At 62.1% G+C, this 25,178-nt stretch carries 27 protein-coding genes; 13 read left to right on the top strand and 14 right to left on the bottom strand.

The genetic code is table 11. The features are described 5' to 3' along the window. Nucleotides 1-30: 30 nt before the first annotated feature. The 7 genes from ASD00_RS11615 to ASD00_RS40920 form a co-directional block, all read right to left on the bottom strand. The gene (locus ASD00_RS11615) at nt 31-1,524 is read right to left on the bottom strand and encodes a histidine kinase (RefSeq protein ID WP_025424669.1); all 1,494 of its coding nucleotides are present in this window, start codon (nt 1,522-1,524) and stop codon (nt 31-33) included. A 225-nt stretch (nt 1,525-1,749) separates the two neighbouring features. Beyond that, on the bottom strand, nt 1,750-1,935 hold the full coding sequence (locus ASD00_RS11610; protein ID WP_025424668.1) for a hypothetical protein: 186 nt from the start codon (nt 1,933-1,935) through the stop codon (nt 1,750-1,752). Nucleotides 1,936-2,113: 178 nt separating this feature from the next. Continuing rightward, entirely contained in the window at nt 2,114-2,350 is a 237-nt protein-coding gene (locus tag ASD00_RS11605; protein WP_025424667.1) for a sulfurtransferase TusA family protein, read from the bottom strand. Beyond that, nucleotides 2,350-3,798 carry a murein L,D-transpeptidase family protein gene (locus ASD00_RS11600; RefSeq protein WP_025424666.1) on the bottom strand — a complete coding sequence of 483 codons (1,449 nt, stop codon included), beginning with the start codon at nt 3,796-3,798 and terminating at the stop codon, nt 2,350-2,352. Before ASD00_RS11600 ends, ASD00_RS11605 begins: the two co-directional genes overlap by 1 nt. A 209-nt stretch (nt 3,799-4,007) precedes the next feature. After that, entirely contained in the window at nt 4,008-4,961 is a 954-nt protein-coding gene (locus tag ASD00_RS11595; RefSeq protein WP_025424665.1) for an acetyl-CoA carboxylase carboxyltransferase subunit alpha, read from the bottom strand. 64 nt (nt 4,962-5,025) lie between these two features. Then, nucleotides 5,026-5,988, bottom strand: a complete 963-nt coding sequence (gene xerD, locus ASD00_RS11590; RefSeq protein WP_025424664.1) for a site-specific tyrosine recombinase XerD — start codon at nt 5,986-5,988, stop codon at nt 5,026-5,028. Beyond that, on the bottom strand, nt 5,985-6,134 hold the full coding sequence (locus ASD00_RS40920; protein WP_025424663.1) for a hypothetical protein: 150 nt from the start codon (nt 6,132-6,134) through the stop codon (nt 5,985-5,987). The genes xerD and ASD00_RS40920 overlap by 4 nt, the downstream gene beginning before the upstream one ends. A 241-nt stretch (nt 6,135-6,375) precedes the next feature. On the opposite strand from ASD00_RS40920, the gene ASD00_RS11585 reads away from it, so the two are divergent. The 3 genes from ASD00_RS11585 to ASD00_RS11575 are packed head-to-tail and all read left to right on the top strand — an operon-like array spanning nt 6,376 to nt 9,396. After that, complete coding sequence (locus tag ASD00_RS11585) at nt 6,376-6,966, top strand: shikimate kinase (protein WP_025424662.1); 591 nt, start codon at nt 6,376-6,378, stop codon at nt 6,964-6,966. Further along, complete coding sequence (gene aroB, locus ASD00_RS11580) at nt 6,959-8,092, top strand: 3-dehydroquinate synthase (protein WP_025424661.1); 1,134 nt, start codon at nt 6,959-6,961, stop codon at nt 8,090-8,092. Before ASD00_RS11585 ends, aroB begins: the two co-directional genes overlap by 8 nt. After that, entirely contained in the window at nt 8,089-9,396 is a 1,308-nt protein-coding gene (locus tag ASD00_RS11575; protein WP_025424660.1) for an HlyC/CorC family transporter, read from the top strand. The genes aroB and ASD00_RS11575 overlap by 4 nt, the downstream gene beginning before the upstream one ends. Before the next feature lie 3 nt (nt 9,397-9,399). Here ASD00_RS11575 and ASD00_RS11570 read toward each other — a convergent pair whose 3' ends face one another. After that, on the bottom strand, nt 9,400-9,681 hold the full coding sequence (locus tag ASD00_RS11570; protein WP_025424659.1) for a BolA family transcriptional regulator: 282 nt from the start codon (nt 9,679-9,681) through the stop codon (nt 9,400-9,402). Between the two features lie 143 nt (nt 9,682-9,824). On the opposite strand from ASD00_RS11570, the gene ASD00_RS11565 reads away from it, so the two are divergent. From ASD00_RS11565 to ASD00_RS11550, 4 genes are all read left to right on the top strand, one after another. Next, nucleotides 9,825-10,460, top strand: a complete 636-nt coding sequence (locus ASD00_RS11565) for a J domain-containing protein (protein ID WP_025424658.1) — start codon at nt 9,825-9,827, stop codon at nt 10,458-10,460. A 74-nt stretch (nt 10,461-10,534) separates the two neighbouring features. Next, nucleotides 10,535-11,530, top strand: coding sequence for a cobaltochelatase subunit CobS (gene cobS / locus ASD00_RS11560; RefSeq protein ID WP_025424657.1), 996 nt, complete (start codon nt 10,535-10,537; stop codon nt 11,528-11,530). 103 nt (nt 11,531-11,633) lie between these two features. Next, nucleotides 11,634-13,529 carry a cobaltochelatase subunit CobT gene (gene cobT / locus ASD00_RS11555; RefSeq protein ID WP_025424656.1) on the top strand — a complete coding sequence of 632 codons (1,896 nt, stop codon included), beginning with the start codon at nt 11,634-11,636 and terminating at the stop codon, nt 13,527-13,529. A gap of 110 nt (nt 13,530-13,639) precedes the next feature. Further along, a complete protein-coding gene (locus ASD00_RS11550; protein WP_025424655.1) occupies nt 13,640-14,632 on the top strand; it encodes an esterase-like activity of phytase family protein in 993 nt (330 codons plus the stop codon). A 148-nt stretch (nt 14,633-14,780) separates the two neighbouring features. Here ASD00_RS11550 and ASD00_RS11545 read toward each other — a convergent pair whose 3' ends face one another. Next, nucleotides 14,781-15,419 (bottom strand): queuosine precursor transporter, encoded by a 639-nt coding sequence (locus ASD00_RS11545; protein WP_025424654.1) that lies wholly within the window; start codon nt 15,417-15,419, stop codon nt 14,781-14,783. A 151-nt stretch (nt 15,420-15,570) separates the two neighbouring features. Continuing rightward, nucleotides 15,571-15,867, bottom strand: a complete 297-nt coding sequence (gene rpmB / locus ASD00_RS11540) for a 50S ribosomal protein L28 (RefSeq protein ID WP_025424653.1) — start codon at nt 15,865-15,867, stop codon at nt 15,571-15,573. 389 nt (nt 15,868-16,256) lie between these two features. Here rpmB and ASD00_RS11535 point away from each other — a divergent pair, with 389 nt between their 5' ends. Beyond that, nucleotides 16,257-17,033 carry a DUF3108 domain-containing protein gene (locus ASD00_RS11535; RefSeq protein ID WP_025424652.1) on the top strand — a complete coding sequence of 259 codons (777 nt, stop codon included), beginning with the start codon at nt 16,257-16,259 and terminating at the stop codon, nt 17,031-17,033. Between the two features lie 216 nt (nt 17,034-17,249). Then, nucleotides 17,250-18,140 (top strand): EamA family transporter, encoded by an 891-nt coding sequence (locus ASD00_RS11530; protein WP_025424651.1) that lies wholly within the window; start codon nt 17,250-17,252, stop codon nt 18,138-18,140. Nucleotides 18,141-18,183: 43 nt separating this feature from the next. Here the strand turns inward: ASD00_RS11530 and ASD00_RS11525 are convergent, their stop codons facing one another. Next, nucleotides 18,184-18,627: a cupin domain-containing protein gene (locus ASD00_RS11525; RefSeq protein WP_025424650.1), complete on the bottom strand. Its 444-nt coding sequence runs from the start codon at nt 18,625-18,627 to the stop codon at nt 18,184-18,186. After that, on the bottom strand, nt 18,627-19,397 hold the full coding sequence (gene gloB / locus ASD00_RS11520; protein WP_025424649.1) for a hydroxyacylglutathione hydrolase: 771 nt from the start codon (nt 19,395-19,397) through the stop codon (nt 18,627-18,629). Before gloB ends, ASD00_RS11525 begins: the two co-directional genes overlap by 1 nt. Before the next feature lie 182 nt (nt 19,398-19,579). Between gloB and ASD00_RS11515 the strand changes: the two genes are divergently transcribed. The 3 genes from ASD00_RS11515 (at nt 19,580) to ASD00_RS11505 (ending at nt 22,464) form a co-directional block, all read left to right on the top strand. Then, nucleotides 19,580-20,344 carry a class I SAM-dependent methyltransferase gene (locus ASD00_RS11515; RefSeq protein ID WP_025424648.1) on the top strand — a complete coding sequence of 255 codons (765 nt, stop codon included), beginning with the start codon at nt 19,580-19,582 and terminating at the stop codon, nt 20,342-20,344. 90 nt (nt 20,345-20,434) lie between these two features. Beyond that, entirely contained in the window at nt 20,435-21,541 is a 1,107-nt protein-coding gene (gene hisC, locus ASD00_RS11510; RefSeq protein WP_057206566.1) for a histidinol-phosphate transaminase, read from the top strand. Continuing rightward, nucleotides 21,538-22,464, top strand: coding sequence for a prephenate/arogenate dehydrogenase family protein (locus ASD00_RS11505; RefSeq protein WP_025424646.1), 927 nt, complete (start codon nt 21,538-21,540; stop codon nt 22,462-22,464). The genes hisC and ASD00_RS11505 overlap by 4 nt, the downstream gene beginning before the upstream one ends. A 100-nt stretch (nt 22,465-22,564) precedes the next feature. On the opposite strand, the gene ASD00_RS11500 is transcribed toward ASD00_RS11505, so the two are convergent. Then, nucleotides 22,565-23,578 carry a DUF2125 domain-containing protein gene (locus ASD00_RS11500; RefSeq protein WP_025424645.1) on the bottom strand — a complete coding sequence of 338 codons (1,014 nt, stop codon included), beginning with the start codon at nt 23,576-23,578 and terminating at the stop codon, nt 22,565-22,567. 193 nt (nt 23,579-23,771) lie between these two features. On the opposite strand from ASD00_RS11500, the gene ASD00_RS11495 reads away from it, so the two are divergent. Next, complete coding sequence (locus ASD00_RS11495) at nt 23,772-24,302, top strand: gamma-glutamylcyclotransferase (protein WP_038575656.1); 531 nt, start codon at nt 23,772-23,774, stop codon at nt 24,300-24,302. Nucleotides 24,303-24,322: 20 nt separating this feature from the next. On the opposite strand, the gene ASD00_RS11490 is transcribed toward ASD00_RS11495, so the two are convergent. After that, nucleotides 24,323-25,114, bottom strand: a complete 792-nt coding sequence (locus tag ASD00_RS11490) for a 1-acyl-sn-glycerol-3-phosphate acyltransferase (protein WP_057206564.1) — start codon at nt 25,112-25,114, stop codon at nt 24,323-24,325. Nucleotides 25,115-25,178 lie beyond the last annotated feature (64 nt).

Below are 25,178 nucleotides of genomic sequence, written 5' to 3'. Positions count from 1 at the left end.
CGCAAAGCGGTTTTGCGGTGACGACATGCTCTAGTGACGATCGAACGAGCCGCCGCTGTGATCGAGTGGCAGAACCGCTGTTACCACCGTTCCGCTCGCCCGGCGGATGGTACGCATGCGACCGCCAAATGCGCGAATGCGGCGCTTCTGCGTGATGGTGCCGAGCCCTGTGCGGCCGGTGCTGCGCACGGACACAGTCGTCGATGGTGCGGTGCCCACATCGGCCACGGTGATGAAGAGGCGGTTATGGCGCGTGCCGTAGCGCAGGTGCTGGCGGTTGCCCGGCGCATGTCGCTCGCTGTTCATCAGGGCTTCCTGGATGAAACGATAGACGCAGATGTTGAGGTGTGGATCGACCGTCTGCGAGGCGATCAGTCCGACAACATCGATCTCGCGGCCGATGACATCCACGTGCCGCCTTACCGCAAGCTGGATCGTGTCGCTGAGCGACATGTCGTCGAGCTCCGGCAGCACGAGATCGGTCGAAATGTTCCTCAGCTCCTCAAGTGCCGTCGTAACCGTACTGACCAGCTTGTCGATATCCTGCCGCCTTACCGGATCCGCTGACTGGCCGCCGATCGGTTGCGTGGCCATATCGCTCAGCCTCAGCTTCAGCAAGGTCAACAGCTGGACCGGACCATCGTGCAGATCCGTACCGATCTGGTCGAGGATCATCTCATTGAGCTTGCCGGCCTCGAGCCGCGCCGTTTCCGCAGCCCCACGCAGCCGTCGGTTCTGGTTGGAGAGTTCCAGCGCGCGTCGCAGGCTGTGGCGGATGGCGGCGTGTTGGCGATCGATGAGCAGGCTGCCGCTACGAACGATCAGGAAGAGGAGCGCCAGCATCGGGACCGAGACGAGAAGCACGATGCTGATCGTCTCCCGCCAGGCCGTCGACAGTTCGCCCACCAGGAAATCGGGGCGCTCGTAGAATTCACCGACCAACAGCACCTTGCCGGCTTCGTTTCGCACGAGCGGGGCGTAGACCTCGATGTACATGCCGCGCTGCTCGTCACCGGTGTATTCGTGTTTCTCGATCATCGTACGCGAAACGACGATCTCGCCCGCCAAGGCGCGCTGTAGCTCTTCGAAGACAACCTCCTCGTCGATCTCCTTGCCCGAAGTCGAATACATCAGGCTTCCGTCTGGCCCCCAGATCTTCAGCTCGTGGACATGCTGGCCGAGCGCGCTGGTGCCCAGCAGCTGCTTGAGTTTGTCTTCGACGAATGGCGGCAGCACGCCGCGTTTGATGTCCTCCTCGGAGATCAGCGGCGCAACAAATGTCTGGAGATAGGCAGCGCCGAGCGAGCCGACGCTATTGAAGACGGTCTTTTCCAGACGGTTCGTCGTCCAGACCGCGAGTGCGATCATCAACGCCACAACGACGAAGGAGGCAATGATGATGAACTGCACCTCAAGCCGCAGTCGCTGGAATGTCGACAGCAGGTTTCTCAAGGTTGCTGCCTGGCGCAGGTTCAGCAGGAAGGTTTGCTTGGCGGTTTCTGTGTCGTTCCCAACGGAGTCCATGAAATTTGCCCGATCACCTGCTAGTGTTTTTATGTTCCCTGTTCTTTAAAAATGCGACCGCCAATTCCGGCATCACAGGCAAAAAACGCGATAAATCGGATTTCGCACGCTGGTTGTCAGTTTGGCAGACATTCACTCTGTACGATCCTGCAAAATCTAGCGGCGACTAAGGTCCGACTCTAGGGGACCTTAGTCGGTGGTCGAACGGGCCTTTGGTCGCGAAAATCACACGACGTTATTCGTCGCGCTGACGACGGCTTCGCTGCGCGTCCAATTCTTCCACCATGGTCTCACCTGATCACCGGGGGTGGCGATAGCACCGTTCCGCTCGAGAATGACGATCCGTTGCTCATAGGGGTGGCTGGCCAGTTCGCAACCGCGGACGATATTCCGATCCATTTTGCGCTTCATCGCCCTCATCCGCTCCACTGAGGACCGCGACGACGATTGCCCTATCAACACGGCCACGCCTTTCGTCAAGGAAACCCGACCCACGGGCGCATGCGTCGCATCAGGTCTGCCAGCGCGAACGCATTACACAAGGGACGCGGTGCGGACGGTTCAAGACCAAGGACGCTGCTGTTTGGCTTCAAGCGCCCTTGCGGATCAGAAAGCGATAACCGCCGTCGGCCGGCGAGGCCGCTTCGAGGCTGTGGCCGTCTTCCCGGCAGAAATGCGGGATATCGATCACCGCCATCGGATCGGTCGTCTCGATCTCGAGCAGCGCGCCTGCAGCCATGGAGGCGATGCGTTTGCGCGCCTTCAAAACGGGAAGGGGGCACTTAAGCCCCCTGAGGTCGTAAATCGTCTTCTCTTCGCCAGGCATCAATTGCCCCAGATCTTCCAGAACGGCCGCTTCTTCGGTGGCTGCTCCACGGCAACAGGCGCTTCGGCTGCAGGCTCGACGGCGCCTTCGGCATTTGCCGATGCCACGGCGGTCGTCTCGGGCTGAACCTTTTGCTGGGCTCCAGCCGACCGTGTCTGCTTTGCCGCTGTGCCTGCCGGTTGTGTCTGCGGCTGAACGGCAGCCTGTTGCTCCGGAGCTTCGGCGACGGGTGCCGGTGCCTGTTCTGCGGGTTCGCTCCTGGAGAACAGGCTCCAGAAGGATTTCTTGGCCGGCTGCTCGACGGCTGCCTGCAGCACGGGCTGGGGGATCGGGTTGGCGGCCGGAACCGGCACATGGGTGCCACCCTGTGTCGCCTTTTCCAGTTCCTTCTTCTGGATCTCGACAGCCAGCTTGGTTTCTTCGGCTTCCTTCTGCGCGGCTAGCTTCTTTTCGAGGTCGCTTGCCTTCATCAGCTTGCCGGCATCGATCGAATTGCCGGTCGGCGCGTAGGCAAGCTCGCGGCCGGTGCGCTGCTTGGCGACGATCGCCTTGCGCTCGGCCTCGCTCGGCTCATACCAGACCATGCCGTCATACTTCTTCATGGCCTTGTCGTAGTCGAGCTTATAGCCCTTTTCGAAAGTCGACATGGCCATCTGCAAGGCAGGTGGGGTCGACATCGCCGGGCACGTGCCGCCCGGGTTGAAGGCGGCGCTGCCCTGCTGGTTGAAGACGTATTTCTTCTCGCAGACATTGATTTCCGGAGGACGCTTGGTGACTTCGAACTGATCGTAGCCGACCTTCAACATGTTCCAGAAATCGATGTTGGGATTGTTGCGATGACGCGCCATGTTCTCGGCGGTCATGCGGAAAGGAAATGCCTGCAGCTGGACGCTCTGCTGTCCGCCCTTGAAGGCGTCGCGCGCCATGGCGAAAATCTCGATCATCTGCTCGTCGGTCATCGAGTAGCAGCCGGACGACGAACAGGCGCCGTGGATCATCAGATGCGTACCCTGACGGCCGTTGGCGCGGTCATAGGTGTTGGGGTAGCCGGTGTTGATCGCCAGATAGTATTTCGAGTTGGGATTCAGCTGCTGCGGGAACAGCGGATAGAAGCCCTCCGGCGCCTGACGGTCGCCTTCTTTCACCTTCGGACCAAGTTTGCCCGACCAGGCGCAAATCTTGTAGCTCTTCAAGAGCTGGAAGCGGTTGGACGTGTTGGCCTTCCAGACTTCGAGCGTGCCTTCTTCCTTGAAGATGCGCAGCGCGATCGGGGATGTCTTCTGCATCCCGAGCTCGCTCATCTTGGCGCTCATCTTGCTCGAGAGCTGATATTCGGTCTTGTTCTTGACAGTCGAAAGATCGACCGTCGCCGTATCCAGGGCATCGTTGGTGCAGCCGGCAAGCAGCGCGGCGACAGCGGCGGTGGCTACAAGGTTTCTCAAGCGCATCGGCGAAAGCCCGTTCAAACCAAAATTCGTCAGTGAGAGCCGCGTTCGCAGAAGGGCCCTTAGGGAATCAGTAAGCCATTATACTTCACGAATTCTTAACCCTGCAGGGCACGCTGCGCACGCCGTTGTTCATGACCGTACGAATATGGCCAAGATTTGGCCACAGTCCGATTTGTGGTTGCGAATTTTCGGCGAACAATCGCGTCGGATCAGAGGTTCCGGCCGATATTCAGGTACTTCTGTCGGCGATCGGTGCGCAATTCGTCGCCGTTGCGTCCGGACAATTCCTTCAGAGCGTCGGCAATCACCGTTCCGGTGCGGGCGATCACCGATTGCGGATCGCGGTGCGCGCCACCGACAGGCTCGGGAATGATGCCGTCGATCACGCCGAGCGCCTTCAGGTCCTCTGAGGTGATCTTCATGTTGCTGGCGGCTTCCTTGGCGCGGGTCGAATCGCGCCAGAGGATCGAGGCTGCGCCTTCCGGCGAGATGACGCTGTAGATCGCATGCTCGAGCATATAGACGCGGTTGCCGGTGGCGATCGCGATTGCGCCGCCGGAGCCGCCTTCGCCGATGACGACGGTGACGATCGGCACGCGCACGTTCAGGCACATTTCCGTCGAGCGGGCGATGGCTTCCGCCTGGCCGCGTTCTTCCGCGCCGACGCCGGGATAGGCACCGGCGGTGTCGATCAGCGTGATCAGCGGCAGGCCGAAGCGGTCGGCCATTTCCATGACCCGGATCGCCTTGCGGTAGCCTTCAGGGCGCGGGCTGCCGAAGTTGTGCTTGATGCGCGACTTGGTATCGCTGCCTTTTTCCTGACCGAGGACGGCGACAGGCATGCCGCGAAAACGCGCAAGCCCGGCCTGGATGGCCTCGTCATTGCCATAGTTGCGGTCGCCGGCAAGCGACGTGAACTCGGTGAACAGTTCCGAGGCGTAATCGAGGAAATGCGGACGCGAGGGGTGGCGGGCGACCTGGGTCTTCTGCCACGGCGTCAGCTTCGAATAGATCTCGGCCATCGCATCGCGGACCCGTGTCTCGAGCCGTTCGACCTCATCCGAAGTGTTCACACTCTCGTCTTCGCCAGCGAGCTTCTTCAGTTCGAGAATCTTGCCTTCGAGGTCGGAGATAGGTTTTTCGAAATCGAGATAGTTGTGCATGAGATGCGTTTCCGATCGTTTTGCCACAAGGATCTGCCGGCCGAAACCAGCCTGCCCGGCGGTCCTAATCCTGTTTTTTCGCCTGTTTGGCAAGAGGGTGATGGTTTTGCACGAGGTCGTGCAGCCGTTCTTCCAGAACATGTGTATAGATTTGTGTCGTCGAAATGTCCGAGTGACCCAACAGTTCCTGGACGGCACGAAGGTCGGCGCCGTTGGCAAGCAGGTGGCTGGCGAAGGCATGACGCAGCACATGCGGCGAGATCGTCGCCACGCGGATGCCGGCACGCGCCGCCAGTGATTTCAGGTCGCGGGCAAAGACCTGGCGGGGGAGAAAACCTGCCTTTGCCGTTGACGGAAACAGCCACGGGCTTTCGCGCTCGCCCCTGTCGGCTTTTGCCGTTTCTTCTTCGAGGGCTGCCCCATAAAGACGCATCGCGCGGATCGCGGCCTGGGAGAGCGGCACCAGCCGCTCCTTGTTGCCCTTGCCACGGACGACGAGAAAGCGCCCGTTCTGGGCGAGCACGCTTGCGGGCAGCGACACCAGTTCGCTGACACGCATGCCGGTGGCATAAAGAAGCTCCATCAAAGCGTGCATGCGCAGCTTGGAAAGCCGCTCCGGTCCGCCTGCCGTCGCCTCGGCTTCGGTCTCGGCCCGGCCGATCAGTCGTGACACGTCGTCGATGCTCAGCGTCTTCGGCAGGCTTCTACCCTTTTTGGGCGCATCGAGTATGCCTGTCGGGTCGTCGGTGCGCAGGCCTTCTGCATAGAGGAATTTGTAGAACTGCCTGAGCGCCGACAGCCTGCGCGCCTGCGAGGACGGCTTGAAGCCTTGGCCCGCCAGATGGGCGAGATAATGCCGGAGATCGTCGGTCGCCGCACTCGTCAGCCCCGTTCCGCGGCCGCGCATGTGGGACAAGGCGTCTTCCAGATCGCGCTCGTAGGATTGCAGCGTATTGACGGCGGCGCCGCGTTCGGCGCTCATCATTTCGAGGAAGGCCTCGACGTGTGCCGCGGAAAGATCGCTCATTGTGTCTTGTTGACCCGTTCGGATGGGATCTTCACGGTCACGTTGCGCTCGACCGGCTCGACGAAGGTGACGAGCGCGATCATCGTGCCGTAGATCAGCCCGGCGATGACGCCGCAGAAGAACAGGAACCGGAAGAGGGTGGGCATTTCAGTTTCCTCCGCAGGATCCCTTAAACCGGAACGAATTTAAGGATAAAATCATGCAGCCGTTGAATGTGCTGGGGCAACCGTGTGCGCGCTGGACCGGACGCGCCGCACTTTGGTAGATGCCCGATCTATATGAACGCCCCTTTCGCCAAGTTCAAGAAGCATGCACGGACGCGCGCGACGGCTTGACGCTCCACCCCGATTTGTCGATACCGGAAGGGAATGGGGAATAAGAAGTCCAATGAACGACGTGATCGAACCGGTTTCCGCGACGCTTGCCGAACGGGCGAAGCTTGCGCTCGGTAAACGCAATCTCGTTTTCATCGGCCTGATGGGCGCCGGAAAATCCGCGATCGGCCGGTTGGCGGCGCAGGCGCTCGGCATTCCCTTCGTCGATTCCGACCACGAGATCGAGCGCGTCTCGCGCATGACGATCAGCGATCTCTTTGCCCGCTACGGCGAGGACGAATTTCGGGCGCTGGAAGCACGTGTGTTGAAACGCCTGCTGCGCACCGGCCCCCGTGTCGTTTCCACCGGCGGCGGCGCCTATATCAACGAGCGATCGCGCCGCCAGATCAAGCGCGGCGGCTTGACGATCTGGCTCAATGCCGAATTGGACGTGCTCTGGGAGCGGGTCAACAAGCGCGACACACGTCCTCTGTTGAAGACCGAGAACCCCAAGCAGACGCTCGAAAACCTGATGCGCGCCCGCTACCCGATCTACGCCGAAGCCGATCTGACGGTGATGTCGCGCGATGTGAGCAAGGAGACGATGGTGGAGGACGTTCTCACCGCCGTCATAGATTTCCGGAAAGTGCCAAATGATGAATAGCCATGTGATGCCTGCTGCCGAGCGCAAGGTTCGCGTCGATCTCGGTGATCGTTCCTATGACATTCTGATCGGTCCGGGGCTGATCGCTGCTGCCGGCAACGAGATCGCCTCGCGCCTCAAGGGGCGCAAGGTGGCCGTCATCACCGACGAAAACGTCGGTCCGCGCTATCTCGAACCGCTGATGGCGAGCCTGAAGCAGAGAGACATCGAAGCCGTGTCGCTGGTGTTGCCGGCGGGCGAAAAGACCAAGAGTTTCGAGCATCTCATTCCCGCCTGCGAAGCCATACTCGGTGCACGGATCGAGCGCAACGACGCGGTGATCGCGCTTGGCGGCGGTGTCATCGGCGACCTGACCGGCTTTGCGGCCGGTATCGTGCGTCGCGGCTCGCGCTTCATCCAGATCCCGACATCGCTGCTGGCGCAGGTCGATTCCTCGGTCGGCGGCAAGACCGGTATCAATTCGCCGCACGGCAAGAACCTGATCGGCGTTTTCCACCAGCCGGATCTGGTGCTTGCCGACACGGATGTGCTCGACACGCTGAGCCCGCGCGAATTCCGCGCCGGCTATGCCGAGGTTGCGAAATACGGGCTGATCGACAAGCCGGACTTCTTCGCCTGGCTGGAGAAAAACTGGCAGGCGGTGTTTTCCGGCGGGGCTGCGCGCATCGAGGCAATCGCAGTGAGCTGCCAGGCCAAGGCCGATGTCGTGGCGGCGGACGAGCGCGAGAACGGTTTGCGTGCACTGCTCAACCTCGGCCACACCTTCGGCCACGCGCTGGAAGCCGCCACCGAATACGACAGCGCCCGCCTGGTGCATGGCGAGGGCGTGGCGATCGGCATGGTGCTGGCGCATCAATTCTCGACGCGCATGAACCTTGCGAGCGCCGATGATGCGAGCCGGGTCGAAACGCACTTGAGAGCCGTCGGCCTGCCGACGCGCATGACCGAAATCCCCGGTAGCCTGCCGCCGGCTGAAAAGCTGATGGACGCGATTGCCCAGGACAAGAAGGTCAAGGGCGGCAAGCTCACCTTCATCCTGACCCGGGGCATCGGCCAGTCCTTCGTCGCCGACGATGTGCCGGCCTCCGAGGTCCTGAGCTTCCTGAGGGAAAAGCACCCGCAATGACCGGCGAAGCATTCCTGGCATTTCTCGGCGAATACTGGCTGTCGATTGCCGCGGTCTTCTGCCTGCTATTGTTTTCCGCTTTCTTTTCGGGCTCCGAAACGGCTCTGACTGCGGCTTCGCGCTCGCGCATGCATTCGCTTGAGAACAATGGCGACGAGCGGGCGGGTATCGTCAATCGCCTGATCGAGCGCCGCGATCGGCTGATCGGCGCGCTTTTGATCGGCAACAACCTCGTCAACATTCTCGCCTCGTCCTTGACGACGAGCCTGTTGATCGGCCTGCTCGGCAATTCGGGCGTGGCGATCGCCACGGTCGTCATGACCGTGCTGTTGGTAATTTTTTCCGAAGTGCTGCCGAAGAGTTGGGCGATTGCGTCGCCGGATCGCTTTGCACTTGCCGTCGCGCCGCTGGTTCGCCCCTTCGTCGCCGTGGCCGGGCCGCTGTCGAGCCTTGTCAACGGCATCGTGCGGCGCATCCTGTTTCTCTTCGGCGTCAACCTTTCGTCCGACATGTCGATGCTTTCGGCGCATGACGAGCTGCGCGGCGCAGTCGACCTGCTGCACCGCGAAGGCTCGGTCATCAAGGCCGACCGGGATCGGCTCGGCGGCGTGCTCGATCTCGGGGAACTCGAGATTTCCGACATCATGATCCACCGCACCAATATGCGGGCGATCAACGCCGACGATCCGCCTGAAATCTGCGTGCGCGATATCCTGCAGAGCCCGTTCACGCGCCTGCCGCTGTGGCGGAGCTCCACCGACAACATCATCGGGGTGGTGCATTCGAAAGATCTGCTGCGCGCGCTTGCCGAGCCGGATGTCGAGCCGGAAAACCTCGACATCGTCAAGATCGCGCAGAAACCCTGGTTCGTCCCCGACACGACCAACCTCAAGGACCAGCTCAACGCCTTCCTGCGCCGCAAGCTGCATCTTGCTATCGTCGTCGACGAATACGGTCAGGTTCAGGGACTGGTGACGCTGGAGGATATTCTGGAGGAGATCGTCGGTGATATCGCCGACGAGCACGATCTCGATATCCAGGGTGTTCGCCAGGAGGCAGACGGGTCCATCGTGGTCGACGGCTCGGTGCCGATCCGTGACCTCAACCGTGCGCTCGACTGGTCACTGCCGGATGAGGAAGCGACGACGGTCGCCGGTTTGGTGATCCACGAGTCGAAAAGCATCCCGGAGGAGCGCCAGGCCTTCACCTTCCATGGCAAGCGCTTCATCGTGATGAAGCGGGTGAAGAACCGGATCACGAAACTCAGGATCCGCCCGGCCGAGGACCAGACGCCGATCGGCTGATGCCTACCAGCGCGTCGGCTCACCGGGGGCTGCAGGCTCGACGGCCAGCGCGTGCAGGCCGGCGTCGAGTTCGGGCTTCAACAGGTCGTTGATGGCGCGATGGCGCGCCACTCGGCTCATGCCGGCAAAGGCGTCGGCAACGATGCGGACCCGCATGTGGGTTTCGCCGCCGCCGTCGAAATCAGGTTGATGACCCGCATGCAGGTGGCTCTCGTTGATCACGGCCAGCCGTTCGGGGTGGAAGGCTTCGGTCAATTTCTGTTCGATCGTGTCCCGCAGCGACATTCTTCCGTCCCATTTCCTTGGTTGCTGGATGCCCTTATGTTGGTCGGGTCCGGCAGCGCGGCCTAGGCGGCGCAAAATGCCCGCACAAAGCCAGCAACATTCCGCTTTGTCAATTCTTGTTGTGGCCCCGGCCAACCCCCATAATGAGCGCCATGAGACTCGATTCAAAATACTTCGATCGCATTCGGACACGGCGCAAGGTCGAGCCGCGCGCAGAGCCGGCCGCCCCCACCTGTCAGTGGGACGGCTGCGACAAGAAGGGCGTTCATCGCGCACCCGTCGGCCGCAACGCCGAGGGGCAGTATTTCATGTTCTGCTTCGAGCATGTGAAGGAATACAACAAGGGCTACAACTACTTCTCCGGTCTGTCCGACAGCGAAGTCGCGCGCTATCAGAAGGAAGCGGTGACCGGGCATCGTCCGACTTGGACGGTCGGCGTCAACAAGAATGCCAAGAATAGTCCGACCCAATCGCAGACCCGTTCGGGCTCTGCCGGGGCGCAGGCGCGCATGCGCGATCCCTTCGGGTTCGTCAGTGAGGCAAAAGCGCGCGCCGGCCGTCCTGAGCCGCGCCAGCGCAAGCTGAAGACGCTCGAAGCCAAGGCCTATGAAACGCTCGGCCTTAGCGCTTCGGCGACAGCCAGCGATATCAAGGCGGCCTACAAGGATCTGGTCAAGAAACACCACCCTGATGCCAATGGCGGGGACAGGGGATCGGAGGAGCGTTTTCGCGCAGTAATTCAAGCCTACCAATTGTTAAAACAGGCTGGTTTCTGCTAACAACGCGGATTATTACAGAAGCACTTTTGCAGGCGAATGCGCGGGTGCCGTCCGGTGGCCGCTCTGGAGACATGATGAGCAAGATTGACCTCGACATTTCCAACCTCCCCGACACAACCGTCTCGGTTCGGGACGTTTTCGGCATTGACACGGATTTGCGCGTTCCCGCCTACTCGAAGGCCGACGCCTACGTGCCGGATCTCGATCCGGACTACCTCTTCGACCGCGAAACCACGCTCGCCATTCTCGCAGGCTTTGCCCATAACCGACGCGTGATGGTCTCGGGTTATCACGGAACCGGTAAGTCCACCCACATCGAGCAGGTCGCAGCGCGCCTCAACTGGCCGTGCGTGCGCGTCAACCTCGACAGCCATGTCAGCCGTATCGACCTCGTCGGCAAGGACGCGATCGTCGTCAAGGACGGCCTGCAGGTCACCGAGTTCAAGGACGGCATCCTTCCCTGGGCCTACCAGCACAACGTCGCGCTCGTCTTCGACGAATACGATGCCGGCCGCCCGGACGTGATGTTCGTCATTCAGCGCGTGCTGGAATCCTCCGGCCGCCTGACGCTGCTCGACCAGAGCCGCGTCATTCGTCCGCACCCGGCATTCCGCCTGTTTGCAACCGCCAACACGGTCGGTCTCGGCGATACCACCGGCCTCTACCATGGCACGCAGCAGATCAACCAGGCGCAGATGGACCGTTGGTCGATCGTGACGACGCTCAACTACCTGCCGCATGACAAGGAAGTCGATATCGTCGCCGCCAAGGTCAAGGGCTTTACCGCCGACAAGGGCCGCGAGACGGTATCGAAGATGGTGCGCGTTGCCGATCTTACCCGCGCCGCCTTCATCAATGGCGACCTGTCGACGGTCATGAGCCCGCGTACGGTCATCACCTGGGCCGAGAACGCCTATATCTTCGGCGATATCGCCTTTGCCTTCCGCGTGACCTTCCTCAACAAGTGCGACGAGCTGGAGCGGGCGCTTGTCGCCGAGCATTATCAGCGCGCTTTCGGCATCGAGCTGAAGGAAAGCGCTGCCAACATCGTGCTTGAAGCCACCGCCTGATCCATCGTCCGTCTTTCCCCGGGAAAGGCGGACTTGTGACCCTGTGGCAAACTCGATGATGCCCCACCAGGCATCATCGCATCTGGCTGAAGAAGGAACTGTCGTGAGCTCGAACTCCAAGGCAAAGCCGACCACGCGCGAAAATGCAGCCGAACCGTTCAAGCGGGCGCTTTCCGGCTGCATCCGATCGATCGCGGGCGATGCCGAGGTCGAGGTGGCTTTTGCCAACGAGCGACCGGGCATAACAGGCGAACGCATCCGTCTGCCCGAAATCTCCAAGCGGCCGACGCGGCAGGAACTTGCCGTGACGCGCGGTCTCGGCGACAGCATGGCGCTGCGCAAGGCCTGTCATGACGCACGCGTCCACGCGACGATGTCGCCGCAGGGCGCCGACGCGCGGGTGATCTTCGATGCCGTCGAGCAAGCGCGTGTCGAGGCGATCGGCTCGCTGCGCATGGAAGGCGTTGCCAAGAACCTGAGTTCGATGCTCGAAGAGAAATATTCCAAGGCCAATTTCGGCGCGATCAGCAAGCAGGCCGATGCACCGCTCGGCGAGGCTGTTGCTTTGCTGGTGCGCGAGAAGCTGACCGGCGAGAAGCCGCCGGCATCCGCCGGTAAGGTGCTCGATCTCTGGCGCGACTTCATCGAGGAGAAGGCTGCCGGCGACATCAAGAATCTGTCGTCGACGCTCAACGACCAGCAGGCTTTCGCCCGCGTCGTGCGCGATATGCTGACATCGATGGATGTTGCCGAGAAATACGGCGACGACGACATCGAGCCGGACGAGCAGGAAAGCGAGACCGACGAGGATCAGCCGCGCAGCCAGGAGCAGGACGAAAACGCCAGCGACGAGGAAGCCGGCGACGATGCGGCCCCTGCCGACGAAAACCAGGCTGCTGAAGAGCAGATGGAAGAAGGCGAGATGGACGGCGCGGAGATCTCCGACGACGACCTGCAGGACGAGGGTGACGAGGACAGCGAGACGCCCGGCGAGGTCAAGCGCCCGAACCAGCCGTTTGCCGACTTCAACGAGAAAGTCGACTACACCGTCTTCACCCGCGAGTTCGACGAGACCATCGCCTCGGAAGAGCTCTGCGACGAGGCGGAACTCGACCGGCTGCGCGCGTTCCTCGACAAGCAGCTCTCGCACCTTCAAGGTGCCGTCGGGCGGCTTGCAAACCGGCTACAGCGCCGCCTGATGGCGCAGCAGAACCGCTCTTGGGAGTTCGACCTGGAAGAGGGCTATCTCGACACTGCGCGCCTGCAGCGCATCGTCATCGATCCGATGCAGCCGCTGTCGTTCAAGCGCGAGAAGGATACCAATTTCCGCGATACGGTCGTGACCCTCCTGATCGACAATTCCGGCTCCATGCGCGGCCGGCCGATCACGGTTGCCGCGACCTGCGCCGACATCCTTGCGCGCACGCTGGAGCGCTGCGGCGTCAAGGTCGAGATCCTTGGCTTTACCACCAAGGCGTGGAAGGGCGGGCAATCGCGTGAGAAGTGGCTGGCCGGTGGCAAGCCACAATCGCCGGGCCGCCTCAACGATCTGCGCCATATCATCTACAAGTCGGCCGATGCGCCGTGGCGGCGTGCACGCCGCAATCTCGGCCTGATGATGCGCGAGGGCTTGCTCAAGGAAAACATCGACGGCGAGGCGCTGATCTGGGCGCATGAGCGCCTGATGGCGCGGCGCGAGCAGCGCCGCATCCTGATGATGATTTCCGATGGCGCGCCGGTCGACGACTCGACGCTGTCGGTCAATCCGGGCAACTATCTCGAACGGCACCTGCGTGCCGTGATCGAGCAGATCGAGACGCGCTCGCCGGTCGAGCTTTTGGCAATCGGCATCGGTCACGACGTAACGCGCTATTATCGCCGCGCCGTGACCATCGTCGATGCGGATGAACTGGCCGGCGCGATGACCGAGCAGCTCGCCGATCTGTTCGAAGACGAAAGCATGCGCCGCCGTCCGGGGCGCATGCGCCGCGCTAGCTAATCTTTCGCGAAACCGGGGCGACCGTCTGTCGCCCCGTTCATCCCCTAGGCCGCTGCCGCGGTTGCCATCTCCTCCCCGCCTATTCTGCCCGCCCGAAGGAACTCCCCCAGATGCTTGGCCGCGGTCTCCTCGTTCTTTCCCTGTTGGCCTCGACCGGCGTGGCTTTGGCCGCCGGCGGCAGCGAGACGCTGCCCATTCGCAGCCGGCAGATAGACCCATTCAAGGTCGGCTCCAACCAGACGCGGTTCGGTCAGCTGGAATTCATCGGCGGCCTGGAGATGACGTCTTCCAATGCGCTGTTCGGCGCCGTATCCGCGATCCGATTCCGGCCGGATGGCACCTCCTTCGTCGCCGTCATGGATACGGGGCATTGGCTCGAAGGGGCGGTGATCCGTGATGCGAACGGCAGGCTTTCCGGTCTCACGGACCTGACGGCAACACCGATGGCGGACAGGAGCGGCGCGGTCGGGCTGGAGAAATGGAAGGTGGATTCCGAAGGTCTGGCACTGCGCGAGGGCGAGGTGATCGTCAGCTACGAGCAGGCCCACCGCATCGATATCTACCCGGATCCGGGTTTCTCGACTTCGGGGCCGGTCGGCAGCATGCCGCTGCCATTTCCAACAACCGAGCTGCGCAACAATGGCGGGCTTGAGACCGTGGCGATTTCGCCGAAGGATGGCCCGCTCGGCGGCGCTGCCGTCACCGTGTCCGAGCGCAGCGTCGACAAGGCGGACAATCTTCTGGCAGGCATTCTCGATGGCCCGATGAAGGGCGCCTTTGCCGTTACCCGTACCGATCCCTACGCCGTTACCGACGGCGCTTTCCTGCCCGATGGCGACCTTCTGCTGCTGGAACGTCGGTTCAACTTCGCCTCCGGTCTCGGCATGCGCATCCGCCGCATTCCGGGAGCCAGCATTCGGCCTGGCGCCGTGGTCGACGGCGACGTCATTCTCGAAGCCGACATGGGCTATCAGATCGACAACATGGAGGGCCTCGACGTGGTCGCTGGCGCCAGTGGCGATGTCCGCGTCATCGTCATCTCCGATGACAACCACTCGATCCTCGAGCGCAATCTGATGCTGGAATTCCGCCTGATCAAATGAAAACGGGGCCATTCGGCCCCGTCATCAATCACTTGTTCTGCTGCTGCATGTTTCCTGAAATCGTATTCGATTTAAGGATCAAAACATGCAGCAATTCAAAGTGCTACAGCGACCTTTGCGCGTCTATAAGACGCGCGGCGCTGTAGTATCAGGCTGTCGCCTTGCCTGATGGCATCGGCTTGATCACGCTCATCAGCGCGCCGTAGGGCAAAAGCATGATGATGCCGCAGAGGATCTTCACCGTCAGGTCGCCGAGCGCCCAGGAGATCCAGCGCGGAGCCTCGGTCGCAAGGATGCCGAGCAGCGGTGCTGTCTCCAGCGCAAAGCTGTCATTCGGCCCAAAGAACACGAAGAACGGCGCAAAGGCGAAGGAGAAGAACATGGCCGTGTCGAGCGCCGAGCCGATCAGCGAGCCTGCCAGCGGCGCATGCCACCAGCTCTGGCGGCGGAGCTTGTTGAACACGGAGATATCAAGCAGCTGGCCGAACAGGAAGGCGGAGCCGGAAGCGATGGCGATGCGCGGCGTCGCTGCGAAGAAGGACAGAACGATCGCCACGAGGAAGCCGACAACGACGACACGACGCGCAATGCGCGGGCCGAAATGGCGGTTGGTCAGGTCGGTGACGAGGAACGCGAAGGGATAGCTGAAGGCACCCCAGGTCAGGAGGTCGCCGAGCTGCATGCCGGCGATCGAGCCCGGCAGCGGATACTGAACGAGGAAGTTTGAGGCCACGACCACCAAGGTCATGAACGCGACATAGATGAAGAACGTGCGGTTGATCAGCATTTTTTTATCCTGGGAGATGCCACCAGTTGAGCGGAAGCCAGGCTTGAACGCCGGGCCGATGAAAATCTGCAAATTAAACACGAGAAAAAGGCTTGCCGGATAAACCCGCAAGCCTTTTTAAAGTCGTGTCGAAGACAGACGCTGGCGCTGATTAAGCGGCAGCGGCTTCAGCGTTCTTCTTGACGATCTGACGGCGCAGCAGGCGAGCGCGCATGCTCAGCTCGTTCTCGTCGGCCTTCACGAGGAAAGCGTCAAGACCACCGCGGTGTTCAACCGAGCGGAGAGCCGCTGCGGAAACGCGCAGGCGGAAGCGCTGGCCGAGAGCATCGGAAATCAGCGTGACGTTGCACAGGTTCGGAAGGAACTTGCGCTTGGTCTTGTTGTTGGCGTGGCTGACATTGTTGCCCGACTGGACGCCCTTGCCGGTCAATTCGCAACTACGGGACATGGTACACCTATTCTCTTTATCGCCGCCGGACGATGCGGTAGCGGGCCCAGAGCCCAGGCCGCGTTCCTGTTGGCCATTATTGGAAAGTTGCGGTTCTATAGTCAGAGACAGCCCGCCCGTCAAGCCAAACCTCTTGCATTCTCGGAAAACCGCCGTTTCTCCCGGCTGTTTCTGCATCAGGCAAGCTCGATCGCGGCCACAATAATGCTTCACGCGAGTCATTCCAAGCTGATTTACGATGCGCTATCTGTTGTCCTGCGGATGCAGCAGAGGTCCATGATGCGGTAGCGTTCCGGCCGCCGGATCTGTCGGAAAAGGCGTAGAAAAGCCGTAAACGACCTGCATTCCAAGGCATGGCGACGGCATTCGAGTAATGGATCTCTCAGGGCATGAAGTTGCGCATCGGTTCTCGCGCGGTAGCGCTGTTGTCAGTGGCAATGTTTTCCACAGCATCGCTTGCTGCAGATATCGAACATCAGACGGATTACAGCATCTCGCTTGCCGGTTTGCCGCTTGCGAGAGCGTCGTTCCATACGGCGCTTGTAAAGAATCGCTACACGATATCAGGAACGCTGCATTCGGCCGGCCTCGTCGACATTTTCAGCCGGACTTCGGGGCAGACCCGTGTTTCCGGCGTCATCGGCCGCGACTATCTGCGCGCAAACGAATATTCGATGTCCTATCGCAGCGGCAAGAAGGGCCGGGCGATCAGCGTCACCTACAGCAACGGCAACGTCGTGCATGCCAGCATGAATCCGAAGCGCACGCCGCTGCCGAAGAACTGGGTGCCGGTGACCTCGCGCGACATGCGCAACGTGCTCGATCCCTTGTCCGGCCTTATCATTCCCGGTAATGCCCGCGTCTGCCCCAATACCCTTCCGATCTTCGACGGCGAATCGCGTCTCGACATCAAGCTGTCGGCGAGGGGGACCAGGCCGTTCAAGACCAAGGGATTCGAAGGCGAGGTGATCGTCTGCGGCATCCGCTTTGTTCCGAAGGCGGGCTACAAGAAGGGGCGCGAAGACGTCGAATATCTCAGGCAGCTGCAGACCATGGAAATCTGGTTTGCCAAATCTGATGTCGTCGATGTCTATGCGCCCGTCTATGTGCGCATCCCGACCAAGCTTGGCCCCGTGACGGTTTCCGCGACGCGATTCGGCGGTTGATCCACCGAATGGTGGAGATTATCACTAACATTTCACGCCGAGTACTAACATTTCGCGCCGAGTCGTGATTTTATCCGCGCCGGTTTCCGCTACAGCGCAGCGCGTCAAACGTGACGTGCTGCGCTGTAGCGCTTGAAGCTTGCTGCATAATTTTCTCCTTAAATCGATTCCGATCTAAGGAATTATGCAGTTGGAGGCTGCACGAGGGGATAAGACATGAAATTCAAGGCAACGTTGATCGGTGCAACCGCCATTTTGATGTGGTCGCTCCTGGCGCTGTTTACCGCTGCATCCGGCAAGATGCCGCCGTTCCAGTTGTCAGCCATCTGTTTCCTCATCGGCAGCATTCCGGGGGTCGTCGTTCTCGCGCTGAAGCCGGAGCGGCTGGCGCTGTTGAAGCAGCCGGCGAAGGTCTGGATCACCGGCATCGCCGGTCTTTTCGGTTATCACTTTCTCTACTTTACCGCACTTCGCAACGCGCCGGCTGTCGAAGCCGGTCTGATCGCCTATCTCTGGCCGCTGCTGATCGTCGTCGGCTCTGCCCTATTGCCGGGCGAGCGGCTGCGCTGGTACCACGTTGCCGGCGCTTTTGCCGGCCTGATGGGAACGATCATGATCATCGCCCGCAACGGTATCGCCTTTGACGACGCCTATCTGATGGGGTACGGCGCAGCCCTGCTGTGCGCCTTCACCTGGTCCGGTTATTCGCTGCTGACGCGCCGCTTCGAGGCGGTCTCGACCGACGTCGTCACCGGCTTCTGCCTGGCGACATCGCTTCTCTCGTTCGTCTGCCATCTTGGTCTCGAGACGACCGTCTGGCCGGAAACGACGTTCGAGTGGCTGGCGGTTGCGGGCCTCGGCCTGCTGCCGGTCGGTGCCGCCTTCTATGCCTGGGACTTCGGCGTCAAGAACGGCAATATCCAGCTGCTCGGCGTTGCCAGCTACGCCGCACCGGTTCTGTCGACGCTGATCCTCATCCTGTTCGGTTTTGCCGAGCCGTCATGGCGTATCGCCGCCGCATGCCTTTTCGTGACGGGCGGCGCGGTGCTGGCGGCCAAGGACATGATCTTTCGTAAGGCGCGCACGGCGGTGCAGCCGGCAGAGTAACCTTCCGGGCGGAAAACCGCTTCACACTTTTCCTGAAAATGCTCTATTTCTCAGGCGGCGCCCAGTCGGGGGCCGCCATCTCGAAGACTGAGAAATCGAAGCCCGGCGCCACCGTGCAGCCGACAAGCGTCCAGTCGCCGAGCGAGACGGCGGATTGCCACCAGTTGGGCGGCACGAGCCCCTGTGGGCGCTCGCCGCCGAGAATGCCGGGGCCGAGGCGCAGAACCGTTGCAGGCTCGCTGTCGGCGGCAATGCTGAGCTCCAGCGGCGCGCCAGCATAGTGATGCCAGACCTCGGCGGCGTCACGTACCCGATGCCAGTGCGAGCGCTCGCCGCGCTCCAGCAGATAGTAGATCGCCGTCGAGTGGCCGCGCGGCCCGCCGTTGGCGTCGCGGAAGGTCTGCACATACCAGCCCCCTTCGGGGTGGCGCGTCAGCCCAAGGATCTCGATGATGGCGGCCGGCGTCAGTTCCTGATCGGCCGTCATCAGAAATTATCCTTGCGCTTGCGGATTTCGGCAAAGACAGCCGCATCGGTCGCCCCTTCCATGCCGAGATGCGCGCGGATCTTCGGGTCGGCGGCGCGCAGGAACGGGTTGGTGCGCCTTTCGAGGCCGATGGTCGTCGGCGCCGTAAAGCCGCCATCGCAGCGGGTTTCTTCGATCTCGGCCGCACGCTCCCTCAATGCATCATTGTCCGGGTCGATCGTCACGGCGAAATGGGCGTTCGACAGCGTGTATTCGTGGCCGAAATAAACAGTAGTGTCGTCGGGCAGGGCGAGAAGTCGGCTGAGCGACTGCCACATCGTTTCCGGCGTTCCCTCGAACAGGCGGCCGCAGCCGAGCGCAAACAGGGTGTCGGCGGCAAAGAGCAGCTTATCCTCAGGAAGGTGGAAACAGATATGGCCGGCGGTGTGGCCGGGCGTCTCGATGACGTCGACCGGGTGGCCGGCAAAATCGAAGCGTTCAGCGTGACGCACGCTCCTGTCGATGCCGGGGATATTGGCCGCCTCTGCCGCCGGCCCGATGATGGTGGCGCCGAAACGATCCTTGAGCGCGACGTTGGCCGCGACATGGTCTCCGTGGTGATGGGTGGTGAGGATATGGGTGAGCGTCCAGCCACGCCGCTCCAGGGCCTCCAGGATCGGCTGCTCCTCGGGCGCGTCGATCGAGGCGGTGGCGCCGCTTACCGGATCGTGCAGCAGCACGCCGAAATTGTCGGTGCGGCAAAGAAAGAGGTCAAGTTCGAGCGCGGCCATGGCGTGTCTTCCGATCGGGCTTCTGCTGCAGGCGCCTTCGATCGCGGTCGATCAAAGGACAAATCATGCGGCGAGTTTAACGCTACAGCGCCCCTTTGCACGCTCTATGAGCATGCGGTGCTGTGGTGACTGCCGCCGAATGTAGCGAGGCTTGCCTTGAAGTCTACCGCTTCAAGGCTAACATGTTGCGCATGCACACCGATATCGTCGACCTCCGAGAATTCTATCACTCCGAACTGGGCCGCATGGCCGAACAGTCCGTCACCATTGCGCTGTCTTCGGTCTGGGCGCGCCTGCCCGAGGAGCGGCTTGTCGGGCTCGGCTATGCCGTGCCCTATCTCGAGCGTTTCCGGAAGGACACGGAGCGGACCTTTGCTTTCATGCCGGCGGGGCAGGGGGCGGTGAACTGGCCGGTTGCCGAGTTGTCGTCGACCGCGCTGGTGTTCGACGAGGAATTGCCGCTGCCCGATTCTTCCATCGACCGGGTTTTGATGGTGCATTCGCTGGAATTTGCCGAAAGCCCGCGCGAGACGATGAAGGAGATCTGGCGGGTGCTGGCGCCGGGCGGCCGGCTGGTGATCGTCGTGCCCAATCGTCGTGGTGTCTGGGCGCGCATGGAGCATACGCCGTTCGGCTCGGGGCGGCCCTATTCGCGCGGTCAGCTGACGGCGCTTCTGCGCGAGACGAACTTCACACCCGGCGCCTCGTCGGAGGCACTGTTCTTCCCGCCGTCGAAGCTGAAGATGATCCTGCGCCTGCGCCGGGGCTTCGAGCGGCTTGGCCGCTCGCTCTGGCCGGTCTTCTCGGGCGTGATCGTGGTGGAGGCGCAGAAGCGGCTTTATCAGGGCCTGCCGGTTGCCGCGCGTGCGTCGCGGCGCGTGTTCGTGCCGGTGCTGGCGCCACAGGGTATCCCGAGCACCCGGGAGCGCCCGCGCGCCCAGCCTTGATCGCCACTCTGCCGGGCTTGCCGACCCTCGACAAATGCCGATTGCGCCGGTATTGGCTTGGCCTCATTTCCTGCCTTGAAAGCTGATCCGATGAGCCTTGCCTCGAAGAGCCCGCAGCCGCGTCCCGGCATTCTGGACATTGCCGCCTATGTGCCCGGCAAGGAGCATGCCCCCGGTGTCGCCAAGGTCCACAAGCTCTCGTCCAACGAGACGCCACTCGGCGCCAGCCCCAGGGCGATCGAGGCCTTCCAGGCCGCGGCCTTCAACCTGGAGCGCTACCCCGACGGCCAGGCCCAGGCGCTGCGCGCGGCGATCGGTGCTGTGCACGGGCTCAACCCGGCAAACATCCTGTGCGGCAACGGCTCGGACGAACTGCTCGGTCTCCTGTGCCACACCTATCTGGCGCCCGGCGACGAAGGCATCATCACGGAGCACGGGTTCGTGGTCTACAAGATCCAGATCATGGCCGCCGGCGGTACGCCGGTCATGGTCAAGGAGCGCAACGCGACCGTCGACGTCGATGCCATTCTCGCGGCGGTCACCGAGCGCACGAAGATCGTCTTCATCGCCAATCCGGCGAACCCGACTGGAACCTATATTCCCGTCGACGAAGTTCGCCGTCTGCATGCGGGCCTGCCCGAGGGCGTGCTTCTGGTGCTCGATGCCGCCTATGCCGAATATGTTCGGCGCAACGATTATGCGGCCGGGCTCGAACTGGTGTCGGCCAACCGCAACGTCGTCATGACCCGGACGTTCTCCAAGATCTACGGTCTTGCCGGTCTGCGTATCGGCTGGATGTACGCTCCGCCGCAAGTGATCGACGCGGTCGATCGCGTGCGCGGGCCGTTCAACCTCAGTGCGGCGGCGATTGCAGCCGGTGCCGCGGCCGTGCGCGATCAGGCCTTCGTCGCTGAGGCGGTCGACCATAACCTCGTCTGGCTGGAGCGTGTCAGCCGCGCGGTGGAATCGATCGGTCTCACGATCACGCCATCGGTTACCAACTTCGTGCTCATCCATTTCCCGGACGAGGACGGCATGCGTGCGAACGACGCGGATACGTTCCTCACTCATCGCGGCTACATCCTGCGTGCGATTGCGGCCTACGGCTTTCCCAATGCCCTGCGCATGACCATCGGCTCGCAGGAAGCCAATGAGGGCGTGATCGCGGCACTGACAGAATTCATGGGACGGAAATGATGACACAGCAGTTTGAAACGATCGCACTTATCGGCATCGGCCTCATCGGCTCATCGATCGCCCGGGAAATCCGAGACAAGCAGCTCGCCCAAACCCTGGTGATCTCGACCCGCAGCGAAGCGACGCTTTCGCGCGCCGAGGAGCTTGGCCTTGGCGATCGCTATACGCTGTCGGCTGCCGATGCGGTGCGCGGTGCCGATCTCGTCATCGTGTCGGTGCCTGTCGGTGCGTCCGGTGCGGTGGCCGCGGAAATCGCCGCCCACCTGAAGCCTGGCGCGATCGTCACCGATGTCGGCTCGACCAAGGGCTCGGTCATCGCCCAGATGGCGCCGCATCTGCCCGCCACGGTTCATTTCGTGCCAGGGCATCCGATCGCCGGTACCGAGCATTCCGGTCCGGACGCCGGCTTCGTCGGCCTCTTCCGCGGTCGCTGGTGCATCCTGACGCCGCCGGACGGCCAGGACGAGGAAGCGATCGCGCGGCTGCGGCTGTTCTGGGAAACGCTTGGTTCTATGGTCGAGCAAATGGATGCCGAGCATCACGACAAGGTGCTGGCGATCGTCTCGCACCTACCGCACATCATCGCCTACAACATCGTCGGCACGGCGGACGATCTGGAAGCGGTGACCGAATCCGAAGTCATCAAATATTCCGCGTCCGGTTTCCGCGACTTCACCCGCCTGGCCGCGTCCGACCCAACCATGTGGCGCGACGTCTGCCTGCACAACAAGGACGCGATCCTCGAAATGCTGTCGCGGTTTTCCGAGGACCTCGCCTATCTGCAGCGGGCAATCCGCTGGGGCGACGGCGACAAGCTGTTCGATCTCTTCACCCGCACCCGCGCGATCCGGCGGTCGATCATCCAGGCAGGTCAGGACACGGCCATGCCGGACTTCGGCCGTCACGCGATGGATCAGAAGTAGCCGATAAACGAAAGAGCCCGGGGCGTGGATCATCCACGCCCCGGGCTCTTTGTATTCTCGCGAAGGCCGCCAGAGCGAGCGGCTTTTCGCTGCACCGGGATCAGAGCGTCGGCAGCACGCCGATCGGGATGAAGGCGAGGAAGGCGGTGCCGTCGCGCACGTTGAGCTTGACTGTCGCCTCGTTCTTGCCGTTGGCCAGCGCCTTCAGCATGTTGGCCGTGTTGTTGACCAGGTTCGCATCGTCGGGGATCAGCGTGACCAGGTTTGTGCGCCAGGCGTCGATATTGGTCATCGTCAGCGAAAACTCGCCGGAGATCAGCCCCTGGTCGTTGACCGAGAAGGGGCCCGACAGCTTGGCGTTCATGCCCGAGCCAAGGTCGACTGTCATCTGGCGCAGTTCGCCCTTGCTCCCGCGCAGCATCGCCGGCGTCGGGATGCCGGAGCCCATCCAGCTCGCCTTGTCGACAAAGGTGAGGTCGGCGGCAAGATTGGCGGGTGGCGCGAAGCTTGCGCCGTTCTCAGGACGAAGATCGAGCTTGTCGACGCTCAAGGCCGCATCGAGATCGTTGCCGTTCTGACGCAGGTGCATTTCGCCGTGGCTGGCGCCGAAGCCGAAGCTGTCGCCGGTCAGCGGCAGGCGCACGGTGCCGGTCAGGTTGTCATAGGTCAGCGAACTGCGGTCGAGCCCGGAAAGGGTCGCCCTGACGCTTGCATGCAGCAGCGTCCAGTCGGCCGAGACATTGAGGTCGGGCGAAACGCGCAGTTCGGCCGGACCATCGAGCTCGATGATCGCATGGCTGGGCTGGTAGACTTGTGCCGCGGTCCGAAGCGCGCCGAAGGAGGCGGAGGCACCGCGGCGGGTGTCGTCGAGATTGACCTTGTCGCAGAACAGGCCGATGCGGAACGGGAAGCCGCGCACGTCCATGTTCGTGCACTCGCCGCCGAGCCCGTTTGCCCGGCCGTCCGCGAGCTGGGTCGTCAGGCGCTTCTCGACCTGGTCGGCGACGGCATACCAGCCGGCCGAATAGGCGGCACAGACGATCACTATGCCGGCGATAAGCCAGCGAAACTTCCGGCTGACCGGCGAGGGATTGGCGACTGCGGTTGCGGTCATGGTAACGCGTACTCCACCAAACTCAGATCGCGGCCGCCTTTCGGGTGGCGCCGCCGATCCTGCTTATTATCTTTCATTCTATGCACGGGAACGACTTGTCTCTTCCGTGCCGAGATGCTGTGCCGTAGAAAAACCGACATGGCTGGCCACCGATGAGCCGACGATTCGGCGATGAGCAGACAGCGCGGATTGAATGACAGTGGATATGGACGAATTTTGGGTCTTTGGCTACGGGTCGCTGATGTGGAACCCGGGCTTCCGGTTCGAGGAAAGATCGACGGCGCGGGCATTTGGCTATCGTCGGTCGCTTTGCGTGCGCTCTTGGGTGCATCGCGGTACTCAGCAGCGGCCGGGCCTGGTGCTCGGGCTCGACTATGGCGGCTCGTGCATCGGCGCGGCTTTTCGCATCGACAACGGCGAGAGGGCGGCGGTGATCGACTATTTGCGGGAACGCGAGCTTGTCACGCATGTCTACAAGGAAAAGACGATGCCGGTGCAGCTTGCCGACGGGCGGCGGGTTCCGGCGCTGACCTATGTGATCGACCGCGCCCATGTGCAGTATGCCGGAGCGCTGAGCGCTCCGGAGGCTGCGGCGATCGTCGCCGTCTCGTCGGGAAAGTCGGGTCCGAACAGCGAATACGTGTTCAACACGCTTGCCCACCTCAAGGAGATGGGCATTCGCGACCATTGGCTGGAAGAGGTCGTGGCGACCCTTAACGCATAATGTCCGGGATCAGGCTCGGTTTAGCCGCGGCCCATCGCCTTCAGTTCGGCAAGGCGCTGCTTTGCCGTCGGCGGCAGCGGCAGATGCGGGTTGTTTCTGACCGTCTCGATCAGAAGCTCGTCGCTTGCCGTCTCGGTCACCTCGATCAGCCTGGCGAGGAACTCGTCCGGATCGAGGCCCGCCTCGATCGGCGGCAGCACGCGAACCTTGAAATGGCCGGGGAAACGCAGAAACTTGCGGCGCGGCCAGAACAGGCCTGGATGCATGGCGACGGGCACAACAGGCACGTTGAGGTCACGGTAAAGTCGGGCGATGCCATATTTATAGTGCGGCGGTGCGCCGGGCGGCCTGCGGGTGCCTTCGGGATAGATGATCAGTTCTCGGCCGGACGCCATTTCCTGCTTGGTCCGATCCATGACTTCGGTCATGGCCCGGCCACGCGCGGCACGGTTCACCGGCACCATGCGCTGCTTGCGGACGTACCAGCCGAAGAGCGGGATCCAGGTCAGTTCGCGCTTGAGAATGAAGAAGGGATCGTTGAGCCAGGGCAGGAGCGCATAGACATCCCAGAACGACTGGTGCTTGGGCGCGAAGATGTAGCCGCTCTTGGGGATGTTCTCCAAGCCCTCGATCTCGAAGGTCGTGCCGACAATCTTTTTGAACAGCCAATGATTGCTGCGCGCCCAGTTCTTCGGAACGAACCAGGCCTTCTTCCGCGACACCAGAAAATAGGCCGGCGTGAAGACAATCATCTGCAGGATCAGATTGACGTAGAAGACCAGATTGAAAAGGACCGAACGCAGGACGATCATCAGCAGGCTCTCGAGGCGAGTTCAGGGATATCCAGCCCGTGGGCCGATGGATCGCTGCGTACAC

It is taken from the genome of Ensifer sp. Root31 (assembly GCF_001424825.1).
Classification (GTDB): Bacteria; Pseudomonadota; Alphaproteobacteria; order Rhizobiales; family Rhizobiaceae; genus Ensifer; species Ensifer canadensis.
Note: the sequence above shows the minus strand (reverse complement) of the source record. Positions and strands in the feature narration are given on the sequence as shown.

Excerpts from the sequence above, each read along its gene's own strand:
- rpmB (WP_025424653.1), bottom strand. The coding sequence starts at position 15,867 with ATGTCCCGTAGTTGCGAATTGACCGGCAAGGGCGTCCAGTCGGGCAAC.
- ASD00_RS11550 (WP_025424655.1), top strand. The coding sequence starts at position 13,640 with ATGCTTGGCCGCGGTCTCCTCGTTCTTTCCCTGTTGGCCTCGACCGGC.
- ASD00_RS11570 (WP_025424659.1), bottom strand. The coding sequence starts at position 9,681 with ATGTCGCTGCGGGACACGATCGAACAGAAATTGACCGAAGCCTTCCAC.
- ASD00_RS11565 (WP_025424658.1), top strand. The coding sequence starts at position 9,825 with ATGAGCGCCATGAGACTCGATTCAAAATACTTCGATCGCATTCGGACA.
- ASD00_RS11600 (WP_025424666.1), bottom strand. The coding sequence starts at position 3,798 with ATGCGCTTGAGAAACCTTGTAGCCACCGCCGCTGTCGCCGCGCTGCTT.
- ASD00_RS11615 (WP_025424669.1), bottom strand. The coding sequence starts at position 1,524 with ATGGACTCCGTTGGGAACGACACAGAAACCGCCAAGCAAACCTTCCTG.
- ASD00_RS11495 (WP_038575656.1), top strand. The coding sequence starts at position 23,772 with ATGACAGTGGATATGGACGAATTTTGGGTCTTTGGCTACGGGTCGCTG.
- ASD00_RS11595 (WP_025424665.1), bottom strand. The coding sequence starts at position 4,961 with ATGCACAACTATCTCGATTTCGAAAAACCTATCTCCGACCTCGAAGGC.
- ASD00_RS11585 (WP_025424662.1), top strand. The coding sequence starts at position 6,376 with ATGAACGACGTGATCGAACCGGTTTCCGCGACGCTTGCCGAACGGGCG.
- cobS (WP_025424657.1), top strand. The coding sequence starts at position 10,535 with ATGAGCAAGATTGACCTCGACATTTCCAACCTCCCCGACACAACCGTC.
- ASD00_RS11605 (WP_025424667.1), bottom strand. The coding sequence starts at position 2,350 with ATGCCTGGCGAAGAGAAGACGATTTACGACCTCAGGGGGCTTAAGTGC.
- ASD00_RS11530 (WP_025424651.1), top strand. The coding sequence starts at position 17,250 with ATGAAATTCAAGGCAACGTTGATCGGTGCAACCGCCATTTTGATGTGG.
- ASD00_RS40920 (WP_025424663.1), bottom strand. The coding sequence starts at position 6,134 with ATGCCCACCCTCTTCCGGTTCCTGTTCTTCTGCGGCGTCATCGCCGGG.
- ASD00_RS11535 (WP_025424652.1), top strand. The coding sequence starts at position 16,257 with ATGAAGTTGCGCATCGGTTCTCGCGCGGTAGCGCTGTTGTCAGTGGCA.
- ASD00_RS11500 (WP_025424645.1), bottom strand. The coding sequence starts at position 23,578 with ATGACCGCAACCGCAGTCGCCAATCCCTCGCCGGTCAGCCGGAAGTTT.
- ASD00_RS11515 (WP_025424648.1), top strand. The coding sequence starts at position 19,580 with ATGTTGCGCATGCACACCGATATCGTCGACCTCCGAGAATTCTATCAC.
- ASD00_RS11610 (WP_025424668.1), bottom strand. The coding sequence starts at position 1,935 with ATGAAGCGCAAAATGGATCGGAATATCGTCCGCGGTTGCGAACTGGCC.
- ASD00_RS11505 (WP_025424646.1), top strand. The coding sequence starts at position 21,538 with ATGATGACACAGCAGTTTGAAACGATCGCACTTATCGGCATCGGCCTC.
- aroB (WP_025424661.1), top strand. The coding sequence starts at position 6,959 with ATGAATAGCCATGTGATGCCTGCTGCCGAGCGCAAGGTTCGCGTCGAT.
- ASD00_RS11545 (WP_025424654.1), bottom strand. The coding sequence starts at position 15,419 with ATGCTGATCAACCGCACGTTCTTCATCTATGTCGCGTTCATGACCTTG.
- ASD00_RS11525 (WP_025424650.1), bottom strand. The coding sequence starts at position 18,627 with ATGACGGCCGATCAGGAACTGACGCCGGCCGCCATCATCGAGATCCTT.
- ASD00_RS11575 (WP_025424660.1), top strand. The coding sequence starts at position 8,089 with ATGACCGGCGAAGCATTCCTGGCATTTCTCGGCGAATACTGGCTGTCG.
- gloB (WP_025424649.1), bottom strand. The coding sequence starts at position 19,397 with ATGGCCGCGCTCGAACTTGACCTCTTTCTTTGCCGCACCGACAATTTC.
- hisC (WP_057206566.1), top strand. The coding sequence starts at position 20,435 with ATGAGCCTTGCCTCGAAGAGCCCGCAGCCGCGTCCCGGCATTCTGGAC.
- ASD00_RS11490 (WP_057206564.1), bottom strand. The coding sequence starts at position 25,114 with ATGATCGTCCTGCGTTCGGTCCTTTTCAATCTGGTCTTCTACGTCAAT.
- xerD (WP_025424664.1), bottom strand. The coding sequence starts at position 5,988 with ATGAGCGATCTTTCCGCGGCACACGTCGAGGCCTTCCTCGAAATGATG.